The sequence below is a fragment of the Deltaproteobacteria bacterium genome (assembly GCA_009929795.1).
In the GTDB taxonomy this organism is placed as follows: Bacteria; Desulfobacterota; Desulfovibrionia; order Desulfovibrionales; family Desulfomicrobiaceae; genus RZZR01.
Window position 1 is genome coordinate 1 of record RZZR01000059.1, and the last position, 16102, is coordinate 16102.

At 60.0% G+C, this 16102-nt stretch carries 13 protein-coding genes and 1 pseudogene; 5 read left to right on the top strand and 9 right to left on the bottom strand.

All coding sequences use genetic code 11. The features are described from left to right. The 4 genes from EOM25_08015 to EOM25_08030 form a co-directional block, all read left to right on the top strand. Positions 1–1785: hypothetical protein (locus tag EOM25_08015; protein ID NCC25132.1), on the top strand; the 1785-nt coding region annotated here is incomplete at its 5' end. An 18-nt stretch (positions 1786–1803) separates the two neighbouring features. Beyond that, positions 1804–2157 (top strand): hypothetical protein, encoded by a 354-nt coding sequence (locus EOM25_08020; GenBank protein ID NCC25133.1) that lies wholly within the window; start codon positions 1804–1806, stop codon positions 2155–2157. A gap of 262 nt (positions 2158–2419) precedes the next feature. Next, positions 2420–3730 carry a hypothetical protein gene (locus EOM25_08025; protein ID NCC25134.1) on the top strand — a complete coding sequence of 437 codons (1311 nt, stop codon included), beginning with the start codon at positions 2420–2422 and terminating at the stop codon, positions 3728–3730. A gap of 7 nt (positions 3731–3737) precedes the next feature. Then, entirely contained in the window at positions 3738–5201 is a 1464-nt protein-coding gene (locus tag EOM25_08030) for a sugar porter family MFS transporter (GenBank protein ID NCC25135.1), read from the top strand. A gap of 7 nt (positions 5202–5208) precedes the next feature. On the opposite strand, the gene EOM25_08035 is transcribed toward EOM25_08030, so the two are convergent. The 9 genes from EOM25_08035 to EOM25_08075 all read right to left on the bottom strand — a co-directional run bounded on the left by EOM25_08035 (position 5209) and on the right by EOM25_08075 (position 14909). Continuing rightward, positions 5209–6357, bottom strand: a complete 1149-nt coding sequence (locus EOM25_08035) for an MBL fold metallo-hydrolase (protein NCC25136.1) — start codon at positions 6355–6357, stop codon at positions 5209–5211. 36 nt (positions 6358–6393) lie between these two features. Next, complete coding sequence (locus tag EOM25_08040) at positions 6394–6651, bottom strand: hypothetical protein (protein ID NCC25137.1); 258 nt, start codon at positions 6649–6651, stop codon at positions 6394–6396. Then, positions 6623–8356 (bottom strand): radical SAM protein, encoded by a 1734-nt coding sequence (locus EOM25_08045; GenBank protein ID NCC25138.1) that lies wholly within the window; start codon positions 8354–8356, stop codon positions 6623–6625. Before EOM25_08045 ends, EOM25_08040 begins: the two co-directional genes overlap by 29 nt. Before the next feature lie 19 nt (positions 8357–8375). Beyond that, positions 8376–9686, bottom strand: a complete 1311-nt coding sequence (gene ftsZ / locus EOM25_08050) for a cell division protein FtsZ (protein ID NCC25139.1) — start codon at positions 9684–9686, stop codon at positions 8376–8378. Positions 9687–9795: 109 nt separating this feature from the next. Then, positions 9796–11022, bottom strand: coding sequence for a cell division protein FtsA (ftsA, locus tag EOM25_08055; protein ID NCC25140.1), 1227 nt, complete (start codon positions 11020–11022; stop codon positions 9796–9798). Position 11023: 1 nt separating this feature from the next. Then, positions 11024–11851, bottom strand: a complete 828-nt coding sequence (locus EOM25_08060) for an FtsQ-type POTRA domain-containing protein (GenBank protein NCC25141.1) — start codon at positions 11849–11851, stop codon at positions 11024–11026. Next, complete coding sequence (gene murB, locus EOM25_08065; GenBank protein NCC25142.1) at positions 11842–12726, bottom strand: UDP-N-acetylmuramate dehydrogenase; 885 nt, start codon at positions 12724–12726, stop codon at positions 11842–11844. Before murB ends, EOM25_08060 begins: the two co-directional genes overlap by 10 nt. Beyond that, complete coding sequence (locus tag EOM25_08070) at positions 12723–14093, bottom strand: UDP-N-acetylmuramate--L-alanine ligase (protein NCC25143.1); 1371 nt, start codon at positions 14091–14093, stop codon at positions 12723–12725. Before EOM25_08070 ends, murB begins: the two co-directional genes overlap by 4 nt. A 9-nt stretch (positions 14094–14102) precedes the next feature. Beyond that, positions 14103–14909, bottom strand: coding sequence for a UDP-N-acetylglucosamine--N-acetylmuramyl-(pentapeptide) pyrophosphoryl-undecaprenol N-acetylglucosamine transferase (locus EOM25_08075; GenBank protein NCC25144.1), 807 nt, complete (start codon positions 14907–14909; stop codon positions 14103–14105). Here EOM25_08075 and EOM25_08080 point away from each other — a divergent pair. Then, positions 14754–16102 (top strand): annotated as a pseudogene (locus EOM25_08080) (radical SAM protein). The gene EOM25_08075 and the pseudogene EOM25_08080 sit on opposite strands and share 156 nt — an antisense overlap.

Genomic DNA, 16102 nt, shown 5'->3' on the forward strand with positions numbered 1-16102 from the left:
GGCCTGCGTTCCCGGACCCTGGAGGGGAAAGTCTGGCGGCTTGGCGACATTGTCCACTCCACCCCGGTGAGCGTGGGCCAGCCCGTCGAGAATTATCACGTCATCTATTCCAGTGAATCCTATCTGAACTATCTCAGACTGTTCGGCAATAGGGAGACCATGGTCTATGTGGGGGCCAACGACGGCATGCTCCACGCGTTCACCTCATGGCAGTACAACTCCACATCCAAGCAGTTTTCAAAGCCTGTTTCGGCTCCGTCATCGGAACGAATAGGCGACGAGATCTGGGCGTACATTCCCCAGACCTTGCTGCCTCATCTCAAATGGCTGGCCGATCCGGAATATACTCACGTTTATTACGTCGACGAAAGGCCAAGGGTCTTTGATGCCCAGATTCTTCCCGACGGAACGCATTACTCCGATCCCGCCTCGGGCAAGAATTGGGGGACGTTTCTTTTGTGCGGCCTGCGCATGGGCGGCAAACATATCTGGGCAGAAGGGGACTTCGGGAGCGGAAACGAGATTCGGAATTTCGATCCGGTCTATTTCCTCATGGACGTGACGGACCCCCGCAATCCGAGGCTCATGTGGGAGCGAAGCTACGGCAAGATGGGATTGTCCATGTCGAGGCCGAGCATCGTCAAAGGCAAGGACTCGTGGTTTGCCGTGTTTGGCTCCGGTCCCATGACCTACGATGGAGCGAGTTCACAGAACGGGTACGTGTTCGTGGTCGATCTGGTCACGGGGAATCCGGTTTCCGGAGGCGCAGGAGACTGGCTCTTTGACACGGGTCAGAAAAATGCCTTCATGGGCGCCTCAGCAGCCTTGGACAAGAACCTCAACTTTTGCGTGGACACCGTGTATATTGGTGAGACCTACGCTCAAGGCGGTTCGTGGAATGGCAACCTCTATAAGATCGCGATTCCGGCTCTGAACGGCGGCAATTTTGATCCGAGTGATCCGAGTTTCTACGAATCCGACCCGACCAAGTGGAAGTTCAGCAAGGTATTTGCGGCGGGCCAGCCCATTACGGCGGCTCCTTCCATCAGCGTCGACAGCGTGGACAACGTCTGGGTGTATTTCGGGACCGGACGGTTCTATTCCCTGCTGGACAAGGCTTCCACTGCCACGGAGTATTTCTATGGGATCAAGGATCCTTTCTACAATCCAGCGCACAAGTCGGGAGGTTTTCTGGGCGGGGACTATTATCAAAACTACTCCAAAAATCTGATTTTGGACGCTGGCGATCTCCTGGATTCTGATCCATTTGAGGTCAGGGCGGCAACGGCCCGGGTCTATCAAGGCACCCAGCTGTTTGGAACCGGATCCTATCAGGACTTTATCCTGTATTCTCGGCAATTCGACGGCTGGAAATTGACTATGCAGGAACTCGGCGAAAGGGTTCTGGAGAAGCCTTCCATCATCGGTGGCACGGTTCTTTTCGTTTCGTACGTGCCAAACGATGATGTCTGCGGGTTTGGCGGTGAGAGCAATTTCTACGGTGTCTACTACGAAACCGGTGCAGCGTATACTAAAGACATCCTGTACAGCCAAAGCACTAGAAAACTCGATGTCGACGGCCTGAAGGACGAACTTGTTTTTGACAGAAAGATATCGATCGGGTCTGGAAAGGCTTCTGGAATCAGTATTCACGCCGGGCAGCAGGATGGTGCGACGGCAAACGTTCAGATGAGCACGGGTGATGTTTTGCAGATCGACATCGACCCTGCCCTGAGCTTCAAGAGCAGACTGATATACTGGAAGGAATTGGATCGTGAAAATTGATTTATTACGGAGTTGGTTATGAAACTCAATATGTATGGTCAGATCGGACTCGGTTTCCTCATGGTGTTCTTCATCGCCTGTCAGGGTTTCGCCCAAGGTGACGCCGTGACGGAAATGCCCGAGCGTGGAGAATTATTGACGACCACCTTGGTCTACAAGGGTCCCGGATATGTCTCCATCGTCGATATCCCCTGGGACGTCGACGAGGATGCGATTATTCTCGATGGCAACGGTAAGCCGATGACCCTGGCCCAATTACCCATTCCGTGCGATGCCGAAGTCGTCCTTGAACATCGAACAAACGACAGGAACATGGTCAAGGCCATCAAGGTGTTGAGGGTGCATCCCGGGGCCACGGCTGTCTGGCCTTGAATTGAAGAAAATTGTCAGGTCGATGCTTTTCCGGGGCCGGAGCGATCCGGCCCCGGTTTTTTTTGTGGTAAGGCTCGGAGTGGATCACACGGAGAAGGACATGCCGTGAAGGTTTGCAACTCTTGGGTGGACCGCACTGCTTTCGGGATGATACCGACATGATCGAGGCGGAGAGACTCGCCCCTTCCTTGGCTTTCCCCTCTTGACGCCTTGAGTCGCTTCTGAAAAAAATCGGTAGAACCATCAGCCCGGGAGGCGACCCATGACCGCATCGACCACTCCGCATCCCCATCTGACCCATCTTATCCAGGAATTCGAGTTTCCTCTCGACGGGGCCGTGGCCGTCATGGATGCCTTTCATCGCCGGATGGAAGCGGGTCTGTCCGGGCAGACCAGCTCCCTGCGCATGCTGCCGTCCTTTCTCTCCCGGCCTCGGGGCACGGAGACCGGCCGTTATCTGGCCCTGGATCTCGGGGGAACCAATTTCCGGGTCCTGGAGGTGTCCCTGGACGGGGCCGGGCGGGCCGACATCGTGGCCGCGAGCCGGTTCGTCGTGCCCGAAGAGGTCATGCGAGGTCCGGGCCGGGGGCTCTTTGATTTTTTGGCCGAATGCGTGGCCGAGTTCTTCGGCCGGCATCCGGGCGGCAGACCCGATGAACAGACCTTGGCCTTCACCTTCTCCTTTCCGGTGGAGCAGCACTCGGTCTCCTCGGGGACCCTCATCGCCTGGACCAAGGGCTTCACGGCGACGGACGTGGCGGGGCGGGATGTGGTGGCCCTCTTGTCCCAGGCCTTGAACCGCCGGGGGCTGGCCCACATCCGGGTGGCGGCCCTGGTCAACGACACCGTGGGCACCCTCCTGGCCGGGGCCTACGCCCATCCGGCCTGCGATATGGGAGTCATTCTGGGCACGGGCACCAACGCCTGCTACCCCGAGGCCCGAAAGAGGATCGCCACGCTTTTGTCAGTTGGTCAGGACGGAGAGATGATCGTCAACATGGAATGGGGCAATTTCGACGGGCTTCCCGGGAACCGCTTCGACGCCATGGTCGACGACGCCTCGCCCAATCCCGGTCGCCAGCGCATGGAGAAGATGGTCTCGGCCATGTATCTGGGAGAACTGGGCCGCCTGGCCGTGCTCGATCTGGCCCGGGCCGGAGTTCTGGAATCGGGGATTCAGGGGGTTCTGGATTGCCCGTTTTCCCTGTCGTCGAAGGATTTGGCCCTGTTGGCCCAAGGGGGCGGACCTGGATCCGACCGGTTCGGTCCTTTGGCGGAATCCGACCGCCAGGCCCTGGCTTTGACCGGCCGTTTGATTCTGGATCGTTCGGCCCGCATCGCGGCCCTGGCCGTGGCCTCGGTCCTGACCTGGATGGATCCGGCCCTGGCCTCGGCCCATGTCGTGGCCGTGGACGGGGCTCTGTTCGAGCACAACCCGTCCTACAGGGCCGAAATGGTGCGGACCCTGGGCTTGGTCTGCGGAAAGGGGGCTGAAAACATCGACCTCGTCCTGGTCAAGGACGGGTCGGGTTTGGGTTCGGCCATTGCCGGGGCCGTGGCCGTGACGGCGTGATCCGGAAATGGGTGCGTACAGGATTCGGATTGAACACTCAGCAGACTTGGGAGGGAACGTGAACACGTCCGCCGCGAACCACGGGTACAAGAGGATCGTCTATCTCATCTGCGCCACGGCCGCCTTGGGCGGCCTCCTTTTCGGCCTGGATCAAGGGTTCATCGCCAACTCCCTGGAGACCATCCGGTCGGTCTATGGCCTGGACCTGCGCCAGGCCGAACACTATTCCTCCATTCTGGCCACGGGCGGGGTTCTCGGAGCCCTGCTTTCGGGCCTTCTGGCCCGGGCCCTGGGCCGCAAGAGGAGCCTGGTCCTGGCCGGATTCCTGTTCTGCTCGGCCAGCCTGATCTCGGCCCTGCTTCCGCCCATGGGACTTCTTTACGCCTGCCGTTTTCTCCTGGGATTTGCCGTGGGCATGGCCTCCTTTGTCGTGCCCCTCTACCTTTCGGAAACGGCCCCGGCCTCCATCAGGGGGGCCATGGGCACCCTGTTCCAGCTTTTGATCACCATCGGCATCTTCCTCATTTCCGTCACCAACGTGTTCATCGCCAGGATCGTGTCCACTCCGGAGACGGCCCTGCCGCTCATGTTCGGGGTCATCGTCCTCTTTGCCGGGGTCATGTTCGCCGGGGGCCTGTTTCTGCCCGAGAGCCCCCGTTGGCTGATGCTCAAGGGACGGCATGAAGAGACGGCCAAGGTCCTGCGCCGGGTCCTGAACACCGAGGAAGACGTCCGCCGGGAAATGGAGAACATCAAGGGGGCCATGGACGGCGCCGGCGTCTTCAGTTTCAGGTCCGTGTTCAAGGGGTTCTTCCTCAAGGTTCTTCTGGTCGGCGTGTTCCTCCAGATGTTTCAGCAGCTCGTAGGCATCAACGTCATGATCTACTACGCCCCGACCATCTTCGGATATGCCGGGTTGACGGGCATCGTGGCCATGATGACCGTGCCCACGGTGAACATGCTATTCACCTTTCCGGCCGTTCGACTGGTGGAAAAATGGGGGAGGAAGAAGCTTTTGATTATCGGGGCACTGATCATGATGGGAGCCATGATCAGTGCGGGCACGGCCTTCGAGCTGATAGGGCCGGTCAACGACCCGACCGGGATCGACTCCCTGGCCGAGGGCATTCTCCTGGTAGCGGTGATCGTCTACATCCTCGGCTTCGCCGTTTCCTGGGGTCCGGTGGCCTGGCTGGTCTGCTCGGAAATTTTTCCCCTGGAGGGCCGCGAGGCGGGTATGACCGTGACGACAATGGTCAACTGGACCTTTGCCGGCCTGCTCATGGACAATGCCCTGTCCTTCATGCACAGCTACGGCAACGCCCTGATCTTCTTCGTCTTCGCCGGGTTTTGCGCCCTGGCAATCGCCTTTGTGACGGCCTTTGTCCCGGAGACCAAGGGGGTCACCCTGGAACGGATCGAGGCCAACCTCAAGGCCGGCCGAAAGATGCGGGACCTGGGCCGAGCCTAAGGACGTTTCAAATGCCGATCTGCATCAGATCCTCGCCGACGATCAGGCGGCCCGAGAAATTCTTCCCGGCCTCCAAGAGTCGGGGCATGGGAGTGTCCCCGGGAACGATGTGGTTCAAGACCAGTGTCTTGACCCGACAGGACTCGGCCACGGCCCCGACGGCATCAATGGCCGTATGGGCCTCAAGCATGTGGGTCTTCAGCGGGCTAGGCTCGGGGAATTTGTAGTCGATCCAGACCCGGTCGATGACCTCGTGGACCAGGATGTCGGCGCCATCTGCCAGGGTCTGGAGGTTCCCGTTCGTTTCGGGACCGGTGTCTCCGGAAAAAACAATGGAGCCGTCGTCGGTGTCGAAACGGAAGGCAAAGGCTGGGTAGACCTGATGGTGGTCCACCAGGGTGGCCGTGACCTGGACTAGGTCGTCGCGGTAGATCTCGAAGGGTGGAGTCGCCGGACAGGTGGGGCTGTCCTGGGTGGCCAGGGGCGTCCCGATCTCGGTGCATTGGACCGTTTTCCGGAAATCCGGGTAGGCGGCATCCAACGTCATGTTGTTGATTGTCTGGGCAAAGGCCTGCCAGACGGTTTCGGTCATTTGCGCAGTACCGGGGGTGGGGGTGATCCAGCTCGGGTCGGAGCTGTCGGTCCATATGACCCCATCGACGGGGAACCCCGTCTTGTTGATCTCCAGTTGCCCTCGATTGCAGGGGCCGATGACCTGGAGGGGATCGTCGCCGTTCATCCCTGATCCGACCCCGATGAGGAGCAGGGCCGGGTAGTCGGCGGTGTGGTCCTGATGGAGATGGGTGAGGAAAAGGGCCTTCAAGTTTTTCAGAAATGTTGTCGAGCCTGAGCCCGTGTAGGAATCTCCGGTGTTGAAGGCCTGGGTCAGCCGGGTGGTGGACCCCTGGCCCACGTCGATCAGGTACATGGTTTCCCCGACCATGATCGCGCTGGAAGAGCTGGTCCGGGTCGTGGACGGCCACCAGGTCACACCTCCGGTGGTCCCCAAGAGTACGAGCCTGGTCCGGTGGGAGGAACCGTCCGACGTGCAGCCCGTCAGGGCGTTCAGGAACGGTGCGGCGACCATCGAAGCTCCGATCCCCTTAATGAATTTCCGTCGCGATAGACCTGGCTGGATCAGTCGTGTTCCGCTCATGTCCGGCTCCTCAGTATTGTCGTTGCAAAACTTTGATCATCCGATGTCCCCATTTTTTTGTATCTTGAGATCTTCGTAAGGCACGAGGCGGCGACGGTACCATTCGAGCTTGGCGTGTTCCATGGCCGAGGAGCACATGGCCAGCCTGGAGTAACTCTCACCGGTTTTGGCCACCACAAGAGTGGCCAGTTTGTAGATACAATAGTTCATTTCGCCTTCGGATTCAATGCTCCGAGCACATTCTTCCAGATGACGGTCAAAGAGTTCACGACGTTTCGGGTCGATGTAGGGCATGGATGTCCTCCGCGAAGATTTGGGGTTCATTTTCCAGACCAGACGCTCGAAGATGGTCGTCCAGTCCGCAGCGGCGGCAGGAAAGGCATCCGGTCTCGGGACAAGGCGGTGTGGGGCGTCCGGCCGTGAATCGTTCCCATTCCCGCCACAGATGCACCCTGTTGACGCCTATGTCGAGACGTTCCCAGGCAAAGATTTCGTCCGGATCACGTTGCCGGTCCAGCAGTTCAGTGACCAGATCCTCGTGGCCCTTGAGGATTTTTTTCCAGGAAGAACCGTCGGCGGCAAGTTCTAAAAGCGGGAAGAGGCGTTCGTCACCTCTGGCCAGAAGGGCCTGAACACGGGCCTGAAAGGGGTTTTCGCCGGAGCATTTCATGCCTCGATGCCTGGAAACCATTCGTTTGAGATGCTGGAAGAGGCCGGCCAAGTCCTCTTCGCTTGGCATGGGGGCCCATTGCATGGGCGTCCAGGGTTTTGGAACCAGAAAACTCGCACTGACAGTGACGAGCTCCAGTCCTTGGCTGCGATTGCCGCGGCCTTGGGTGCGTACGTCCTGGATGCGTTGGAGAAAGGCATCCAGTTCGGCCATGTCCTCGGATCCTTCGTCGGGCCAGCCCAGGATGAGGTAGATTTTGAGATGATTGAACTTGAGCTGGCTAACCCAGGCAACGGCCTGGAGGAATCGGTTTTCGTCGAGGTTCTTGTTCATGGCCCGGCGAAGCCTGGAGCTGCTGCCCTCCAGGGCGAAGGTCAGGGAGCGGGTCCCGGTCCGGCGCATGAATTCCAGAAACGGATAGTCCAGGCCGTCGGCCCGGAGGGACGACAGGGAGAACCCGGTTTTTCTGTCGTGCAGCCATCGCAGGAAAGGCAAAAGATCGGGCCAGTCGGTCAGGGCCGTGCCCACGAGCCCGACCCGGCGGGGACTTGTGGTCTGAACGATGTCCTGGAGGTCGGCCAGTCGGGCCTGGCGTGGAGGCCGGTACATGAACCCGGCGGCGCAGAACCGGCAGCCGTAGGGGCAGCCGCGGTTGACCTCCAGGAGAAGCATGTCCGGGAAGCGTGAGACCGGGCTAACAAAGGCCGAGAAGGCTGGACGTTCCAAGATCCCCGGTGGACCCGGGGCCAGGACCCGGGATACGGGACGCTGCGTGTGACCGGGCAGGAGGACGCCCGGCAGCTCCGCCACCGCGTCCAGAGCCCGGCTACGGTCCAGTCCATTGAGCCAGGCTCGGGCCAGGACGTGGCCGATGTCCAAAAATCCGGCCTCGGCCTCACCGACAAAGACGAAATCCAGGGCCGGACCCAGAGGAAAGGGGTTCAGAAAGGCCAGTGGACCTCCGGCCATGACCAGGGGCCACTCGGTCCGATCCGCGGCCCGCAGGGGAAGACCGCTTTGTTCGAGCAGAGCGAGGGCGACCGGGAGGTCGCCCTCGAAGTTCAGGCTAAGGCAGATCAGGGGAAAATCGGACAGGGGCCGGGGGGAATCCAGCCCCAAGGGCGCCGTGTCAGGGCCGAGGCAGAAGCGCTCAACGACAAAGGCGTCGGATGAGGCCAAAAGGCGGTAGACGACCTGCCAGCCCAGGGTGGCCAGGGCCGAGTCCTCGAGCTCGGGAAAGACCAGAGCCACGGGCAGGCGGCCGCCGCGTTCGCGCAGGGTCGGAGCGCGGCGGCCCCAATAGCCGTCGGACGGACTCCCGCCGTTCATCTGGACAGATCCGTGGACCTCAGTCGGCCTGCATCCGGATGAAAGACGGTATCTCGAACTCCTCCTCGTCGAAGACGAATTCTTCCTTGCCGGGGGCCACGGGCTGGGCCTTGGTGGATAGAGCCTTCTTGAGATCCTCTGGAGAGACGGTCTTGCCTTGGCGGCGAAGATAGGCCGGAATGGTCAGATCCTCGTTCTGGGCCGGAACGGGCCGGACAGACCGGCAATCGCCCTCAGGTGTTTCCTGCCTGGGATGCAGGGGGGCTGCGGCCGGAACCTGTCTGCTAACGGGCCGTTTGGTCGGTATGGGTGTGACTTTGGCCGTTTCGGGCTGCTGGGAGGCCTGGGCTTCGGTCTTCTGGCGGGCCGAGACTGTGTCCTCGATGCCGGTGGCGATGACCGTGATTCGCATTTCGTCCCCGATGTCATGGTCGAAGACCGTGCCAAAGAAGATGTTGGCATCCTCGGAGGCGGCCTCGTGGATGATGCTCGCGGCCTCGTTGCACTCGTCGATGGTCAGGTCGGGACCGCAGGTGATGTTCATGAGAACGCCCTGGGCGCCGTCGATGGTCACGTCCTCCAAAAGCGGGCTGGTGATGGCCTTCATGGCCGCCTCGCGGGCCCGATTTTCGCCCGAGGCGATGCCGGTGCCCATCATGGCCAGACCCATGCCGGACATGACGGCCTTGACGTCGGCGAAGTCCAGATTGATCAGCCCGGTGACCATGATCAGGTCGGAGATGCCCTTGACGGCGTAGAACAGGACCTCGTCGGCCCGGTTCATCATCTCGATGAATGTGGCCTTTTTGGAGGCCAGGGACAGAAGGCGGTCGTTGGGAATGGTGATGATGCTGTCGACCATCTCACGAAGATTCTTGATGCCCCGTTCGGCCTGGAGGATGCGGCGCTTGCCCTCGAAGTAGAAGGGCTTGGTGACCACGCCAACGGTCAGGATGCCCATCTCTTTGGCCAGCTGGGCAATGACCGGGGCCGCGCCGGTGCCGGTGCCGCCGCCCATACCCGCAGTGACGAAGACCATGTCGCACTCGCCGATGATCTCCCGAATGTGCTCGGAGCTTTCCAGGGCGGCATCGCGGCCGATGTCCGGGTTGGCCCCGGCCCCGAGGCCCTTGGTCAGTTTTTCACCGAGCTGGAGTTTATGCTCTGCCTTGGAGTGTTTGAGGGCCTGCATATCGGTGTTGGCCGTGATGAAGGTGACCCCTTTCATGGCCGAGGAAATCATGTTGTTGACGGCGTTGCCCCCACCGCCGCCGACGCCGATGACCTTGATCTTCGCGTTGTCTTCGAGTTCGAGTTCCAAGAATTCCACGGTAATCCTCCTTTCCCCTGCGGTTGCTCGGCTCATCCTATACCATTTCATCCGAACGGACAATGGCTTGGGGCCGGTTCAATTCTTCCAGGCCGACCAAAATCCCCGGTCAGCTGATGTCCACAAACCATTTTTTCATGGTGGTCAGTATCCGGTTGAAGACGTGCTGGTCCCTGATCCGGATCTTCTGCGCGGCCCCGATCTTTTCGGCTCCGTACATGAGCAGGCCGACGGCCGTGGCGTACTGGGCGCTGTTGACGACGTCCTTGAGCCCGCCCACTCCCATGGGAAATCCGATGCGGGTGGGCAGATTGAATATCTGTTCGGCCAGGTCCTGTGTCCCTTGAAGCAGAGCAGAACCTCCGGTCAGGACCACGCCGGCTCCAATGCTTTTTTTGTATCCGGATCGGACGATCTCCTGATCGACCAGGGCCAGAATCTCCTCCATCCTGGGCTCGCATATTTCGGCCAGGATGTTCCGATTCAGGCGCCTGGGCTCGCGTCCTCCGACGCTGGGAACCTCGATGACCTCATCATTGCCGACCAGGTCGGCCATGGAGCAGCCGTATTTGATCTTGATTTTTTCGGCCGATTGCATGGGGGTGCGCAGCCCAAAGGCGATGTCGTTGGTCAGGTTGGCCCCGCCCAGGGCCAGGACTCCGGTATAGCGGATGGAGTCATTGCCAAAGATGGCCACATCTGTTGTCCCGCCACCGATATCGACGAGGGCCACGCCGATTTCGCGCTCCTCCTCGGTCAGGACGGCCTTGGCCGATGCCAGGGACTCGAGGACAATGTCTTCGACGTCCAGACCGGATCTATGGCAGGAGCGGACGATGTTCTGGGCACTGGTCACGGCCCCGGTGACGATGTGGACCTTGACCTCCAGCCGGACCCCGGCCATGCCAAGAGGATCGGCGATGCCCCGCTGGTCGTCGACGATGAATTCCTGAGGCAGGATGTGGATGACCTCCCGGTCCAGAGGAATAGCCACGGCCTTGGCCGCGTCGATAACCCGCTCCACGTCCCGGGCACTGACCTCACCGCCCTTGACGGCGATGACACCGTGGCTGTTGAAACCCTTGATGTGACTCCCGGCGATGCCTGCGTATACGGACCGGATCTCGCATCCGGCCATGAGCTCGGCCTCCTCGAGGGCCTTTTTCACGGATTGCACGGTCTGCTCGATATTGACCACGACACCCTTGCGAAGGCCCGTGGACGAGCTGGTCCCGATGCCGACCACATCCACCCCGGTGTGGGAGAGCTCGCCTACGACGGCGCAGATTTTAGTCGTCCCGATGTCCAGGCCGACGATCAATTCGGATTTGCCCATTTCACACCTCATTTTCTTTGAATTTAACCCAGACCTTGTCTCCCAAGGCCATGACTTCGGCGACCATGTCCAGTTCCCCCCGAGCCCGAAGATCCTGCCAGACAGCAGAAAGGGCCCGGTTGCCACGTGCGGCGTTGGTGGTGTCCACAACGATCCATGGCCCGGCCTCGCCGAGGAATAGATGGACGAATCCACCTGGGGCGTTGCGGATCAAGGTGACCTCCCTAAGGGTGCAGGGCATGGCCCTGGCCTCGAACATGTTCAGAACACGCCGGATCGTTTCGTCTTCGGCCCCGGGATCTTGTTCGAGCAGAGGCAAAGAATAGAAACCACCCGGAACAATTCGATCGATGACCCGCCCTCTGTCGTCGGCATAGGCCAAGGTCTTGCCGTCCCGTATCCAGAAGGCCGGAGCGCGTTCCTTGACTTCGATAATCAGTGTATCGGGAAGAATTCGTCTGACCGAGGCCTCGGCCACCCACGGGTCGGCCATCAGTCGGCCCTGAAGCGTTCGGACGCTCTGATCCAAAAGGTTCTCCCCCCGGCTCAGTCCGGCAATGGCCTCGACTTGGTCGATCCGTAAATGGTGGTTTCCGGAAATTCGGATGGTCTGGAGGGCGAAGATCTGGCTGGTGGTCATCCACCGGTAGGAATAGAGAAGTCCAAGGCTTATGCCGGCCACGAGGATGAAGAACAGGGCAGCCTTGGCGACAAAGGCGAACAGGGCTCCGATGGCTTTGACGACGGAGACGTCGGGACGGCTTCGATAGGCATTGCTCGACCGGATGGGGAGGGCCATGCGGGCCTTTCTGGCGTGACTCACGGCCATGGGAACACCCTGAGCTCAAGTTGGAGTGCAATGTCGTGGCGACGCTGGATGTCCTCCCGGGCCTCATCAATTAGACAAAAGGCTTCGGTGGACGATCCCTGTCCGGTGTTTTCGAGAAAGTTTGCGTGCTTAGGGGAAAAGCGCATCCCGCCCAGGGATCGTCCCCGCCACCCGGCCCGGTCGAGGAGGAATCCGGCCGGAATGTCCGACGGATTTTTAAAGACGCACCCGGCGGTCCAGGCCTCCAAGGGTTGAGTGGTCCGCTTGGCGTCGAGACATTCCCAGGTCTTCCGGGCTACTTCCTCCTTAGACCGGGGGCGCAGGCGAAGAACAGCCTCGGTGGCCAGATGCCAGCCGGGAGATTCGGGCCAAACCATGGAGCGATAGGAGAAATCTAGAAAAGCCCGGGGAACCTCGACCGGTCCGACTGCTGGATGCCAGAATCGGGCAAGATGGAGGATTTGGCCCATGTCCTGGCCGTGGGCTCCCGCATTGCCGGCCAAGGCCCCGCCCACGGTTCCAGGGATGCCGACCAGGCCTTCGAGCCCGGACAGAGCTTGGTCGCGGCACCAGCGAACCAAAGCGCCAAGATGGTTTCCGCCTCCGACCTTGACCAGGACGAAATCCTCTTCCAGGGCGACGATTTCCGGGCCCACGGTCCATTCGAGACGGAGGAGGTCCACGTCGTGGTCCCCGTCCAGGGCCAGGATGTTGCTGCCGCCGCCCAGAATCATCGGTAGGGGGCGTTCTGAAGTGAACAGTTCGGCCAGGGAACCCAGATCTGCCTCGCTTTGAAGTCGATAGAGGGTTCTGGCCCTGCCTCCGAGCCGGAGCGTGGTCAGGTCCCTCAGACAAGGGGCTTCGAGACGGATCATGCGGAGCCCCCATCAAGATATGCCTGCCCAACGGTCCAGACGTTGCCGGCTCCGAGAGTCAGGAGCAGGTCGTTTTCAGCCAAAATGCCGGGCAGGGCTTGGACGACCTGGTCGAAGTCCTCGAAGAAATCGACCGGGACGCTGGAAACCTGCCGGATGGCCAGGGCCAGACTGGAACCGCTGACTCCGGGAATTGGGGTTTCCGATGCGGGGTAGATTTCGGTCAGCAGGAGTCGGTCCACGGCGTCGAAGGCCCGGCAGAATTCGCCGAACAGAGCCTGGGTCCGGGTGAAGCGATGAGGCTGGAACACGACCACGAGCCGACGATCCGGGTAGCAACGCCTAGCCGTCTCCAGGGTGGCCCGAATTTCCGTGGGATGGTGGCCGTAGTCGTCCACGACCAGGACCCCGTTTCGTTCTCCGCGATGTTCGAAGCGGCGTCCCACGCCGCCGAAACCGGCCAGGGCCGAGACGATGGCCTCCTTGGGGATGTCTGCATGGATGGAGACACCGATGGCTGCCAGGGCGTTCAGGACATTGTGACGACCCGGGTGGGCCAGGGAGACATGTCCCCAGAGCCCTTTTCGGTCGTGAACCAAAAAGGTCGAGCCCCGTTCGCAGCTCAGAATTTCGGCCCGCAGATCGTTGTCCTGCCCAAGCCCGTAGGTCAGACAAGGCCGTTTGATCCTGGGCAGGACGTCGCGCACGCCCTGATCGTCCCCGCAGACAACGTTGAGGCCGTAGAAGGGGACGCTGTTCATGAACCGGACGAATGAGTCCTTGATAGCCGCGAGGTCCTTGTAGAAGTCCATGTGGTCGGCGTCGATATTGGTGACCACGGTCAGGATGGGGAAGAGGCTGAGGAAGGAACCGTCGGACTCGTCGGCCTCGGCCACGAGGTAGTCGCCGCGGCCGAGCAGGGCGTTGCTGCCCCAGGCGTTCAAACGGCCGCCAATGATGACCGTGGGGTCCAGTCCGGCGGTCTGGAAGATGGTTCCCAGAAAGGACGTGGTCGTGGTCTTGCCATGGGTTCCGGCCACGGCCACGCCCGTCTTCAGGCGCATGAGTTCTGCCAGCATTTCGGCCCGAGGAATGACCGGAATGCCCAGCTCACGGGCCCGGACGACCTCGGGGTTGTCCTCGGCGATGGCCGTGGACTTGACCGCGACCTGGGCTCCGTCAACATTTTCGGCGGCGTGGCCGATACGGACGTCGAGTCCTATGACCCTCAGATGCTCGACGGCGGGCCCGGCCGAGCGATCCGATCCACGAACGCGGTAGCCGAGGTTGGCCAGGACCTCGGCGATGGCGCTCATGCCGGCTCCGCCGATGCCGATCATATGGATATCCTTGATTCTCTTTTCCATGGTGCGCTCTCAGACCGGAATACCGGCCAGCCTCCTCAGTTCGGCGACGATGTCGGCCGCGGCCCCGGGGCGGCCCCAGGCTTTGGCCGCGACGGCCATTTCCCGCAATTTTCCGGGCAAATTGAAGACGTCGTCGAGGATTCTGGCCAGGGAGAGGTCGGCCAGTTGGTTCTGGGAGATGACCATGGAGGCTCCAAGCCGTTCCATGGCCCGGGCGTTTTTGGTCTGGTGATCTCCGGTGGCATAGGGAAAGGGAACCAGGAGACTCGGTTTTCCGGCCACGCCGAGTTCGGCCAAGGTCGTGGCTCCGGCCCGGCAGAGAACCATGTCGCATTCTGAGTAGGCCCGGGCCATGTCGGCGATGAAGGGCTCGACACAGCCATGGAGGGATCGCTCGGCGTAGGCTTGGCGGACCTTTTCGAAGTCCTGTTCTCCGGTCTGGTGTCGGAGGGTGAACCCAGCGGCACGCAGTGCTGGCAGGGCCTGGATTACGGCCTCGTTGATGCCTTTGGCCCCCTGGCTTCCCCCCAGGACAAGAACCCGGCGCTGTCCGCTTGAGGAGTGCTCGTTTCCATGTCGTATGGCGAGAATGGACTGTCTGACCGGATTGCCGGTGAGAACCGTCCTTGCTCTGGCTGGAAGATTTTCAGTCTCAGAAAAGGAGAGAAAGACCTTTCGAAGGTGAATCTGTATACGGCCATCTGCTTTCCTGACTTGTACGAGATTGGCATGAGCAACAATGCAGTGCGTATTCTTTATGACTTGCTCAACAACATGGAAGAGGTCTACTGTGACAGAGTCTTCTCCGTTGCCCATGACTTTGAACAGTTGCTTCGACAGAAACAGATCCCCCTGTATACCTTGGATCTTCAGAAGCCGCTTTCCGAGCTCGATATGCTCGGCATCTCCATCGGGTATGAACTCTGTGCCACCAACATTTTGCAGGTTCTCGAACTTGGCTTGATTCCCCTGCACGCCGTCGACCGAACCGACGAGCATCCGATTGTCATCTGCGGCGGACCCGCTGCAACCAATCCACTTCCATTCGCTCCTTTCATGGACTTTGTCTATATCGGGGAAGCGGAGGGTGGACTGGAAGAAGTGGCCGGACTTTTGCTCGAAGCAAAGAAGCAGCATAAGAGCAGAAGTGAGAAGATTGCGTTGCTTAAAGAGCTTCCCTATCTTTGGTACAAGGGCAAAAAGCTGGCATCCCGTTTCATTGATACAACCTTTGCAACACCCGGGAAGCATACCTATCGTCACTATGTGGTTCCCAACTTCAAGGTCGCCCAGGACAACGGGGTTGTGGAAATCATGCGCGGTTGTCCCAACAGCTGCCGTTTCTGCCATGCAGGCCAATACTACAAGCCATATAGGCAGAAGCTGTACAGCACCATGGCCGAGCAGGTCGAACAGCATGTAAGCGATTTCGGCTATCGTGAGGTGACGCTCTCATCACTATCCAGCGGGGACCATCCGTACATAAAGGAGTTGATTGAAACACTCAACACCGAGTACTCACAGAGACATGTCTCTTTCTCACTTCCCAGTCTGAAGGTGAATTCCTTCTCGTTGGGTATTCTGGAACAGCTTTCCGAAGTCCGTAAAAGCGGGCTGACCTTTGCCATCGAAACTCCAAAGGAAGCCTGGCAGCGTGCCATGAATAAGGAGGTTCCTCTTGAGCAGGTCATTGAAATCGCCCGAGAGGCGAAGAGCAGGGGATGGAAGCTTGCCAAGTTCTACTTCATGATAGGGCTTCCCTTCGTCGACCGCGAGGTTGAAAACCAGGCTATCGTCGATTATGTCGGTGCCATCTTCGATGCTACGCGTCTGTCTATGAACATCAACATCGGGACCTTCATCCCCAAGCCACATACACCGTTCCAATGGTGCAGCCAGCTGACGCCCAAGCAGTCATACGAGCAGCTCTCTTCACTGAAGAAGGCAATTAATGAGCGTATCAGAGGGTGCAAGGTGAGTTATCATGAGCCCAATATCAGTTATCTGGA

What these genes read in the sequence shown, in the direction of transcription:
- EOM25_08075 (NCC25144.1), bottom strand. Translation starts at nt 14,909, where the DNA reads ATGGGCAACGGAGAAGACTCTGTCACAGTAGACCTCTTCCATGTTGTT.
- EOM25_08045 (NCC25138.1), bottom strand. Translation starts at nt 8,356, where the DNA reads ATGAACGGCGGGAGTCCGTCCGACGGCTATTGGGGCCGCCGCGCTCCG.
- EOM25_08035 (NCC25136.1), bottom strand. Translation starts at nt 6,357, where the DNA reads ATGAGCGGAACACGACTGATCCAGCCAGGTCTATCGCGACGGAAATTC.
- EOM25_08020 (NCC25133.1), top strand. Translation starts at nt 1,804, where the DNA reads ATGAAACTCAATATGTATGGTCAGATCGGACTCGGTTTCCTCATGGTG.
- EOM25_08040 (NCC25137.1), bottom strand. Translation starts at nt 6,651, where the DNA reads ATGCCCTACATCGACCCGAAACGTCGTGAACTCTTTGACCGTCATCTG.
- EOM25_08070 (NCC25143.1), bottom strand. Translation starts at nt 14,093, where the DNA reads ATGGAAAAGAGAATCAAGGATATCCATATGATCGGCATCGGCGGAGCC.
- murB (NCC25142.1), bottom strand. Translation starts at nt 12,726, where the DNA reads ATGATCCGTCTCGAAGCCCCTTGTCTGAGGGACCTGACCACGCTCCGG.
- EOM25_08030 (NCC25135.1), top strand. Translation starts at nt 3,738, where the DNA reads ATGGGTGCGTACAGGATTCGGATTGAACACTCAGCAGACTTGGGAGGG.
- EOM25_08060 (NCC25141.1), bottom strand. Translation starts at nt 11,851, where the DNA reads ATGGCCGTGAGTCACGCCAGAAAGGCCCGCATGGCCCTCCCCATCCGG.
- EOM25_08025 (NCC25134.1), top strand. Translation starts at nt 2,420, where the DNA reads ATGACCGCATCGACCACTCCGCATCCCCATCTGACCCATCTTATCCAG.
- ftsA (NCC25140.1), bottom strand. Translation starts at nt 11,022, where the DNA reads ATGGGCAAATCCGAATTGATCGTCGGCCTGGACATCGGGACGACTAAA.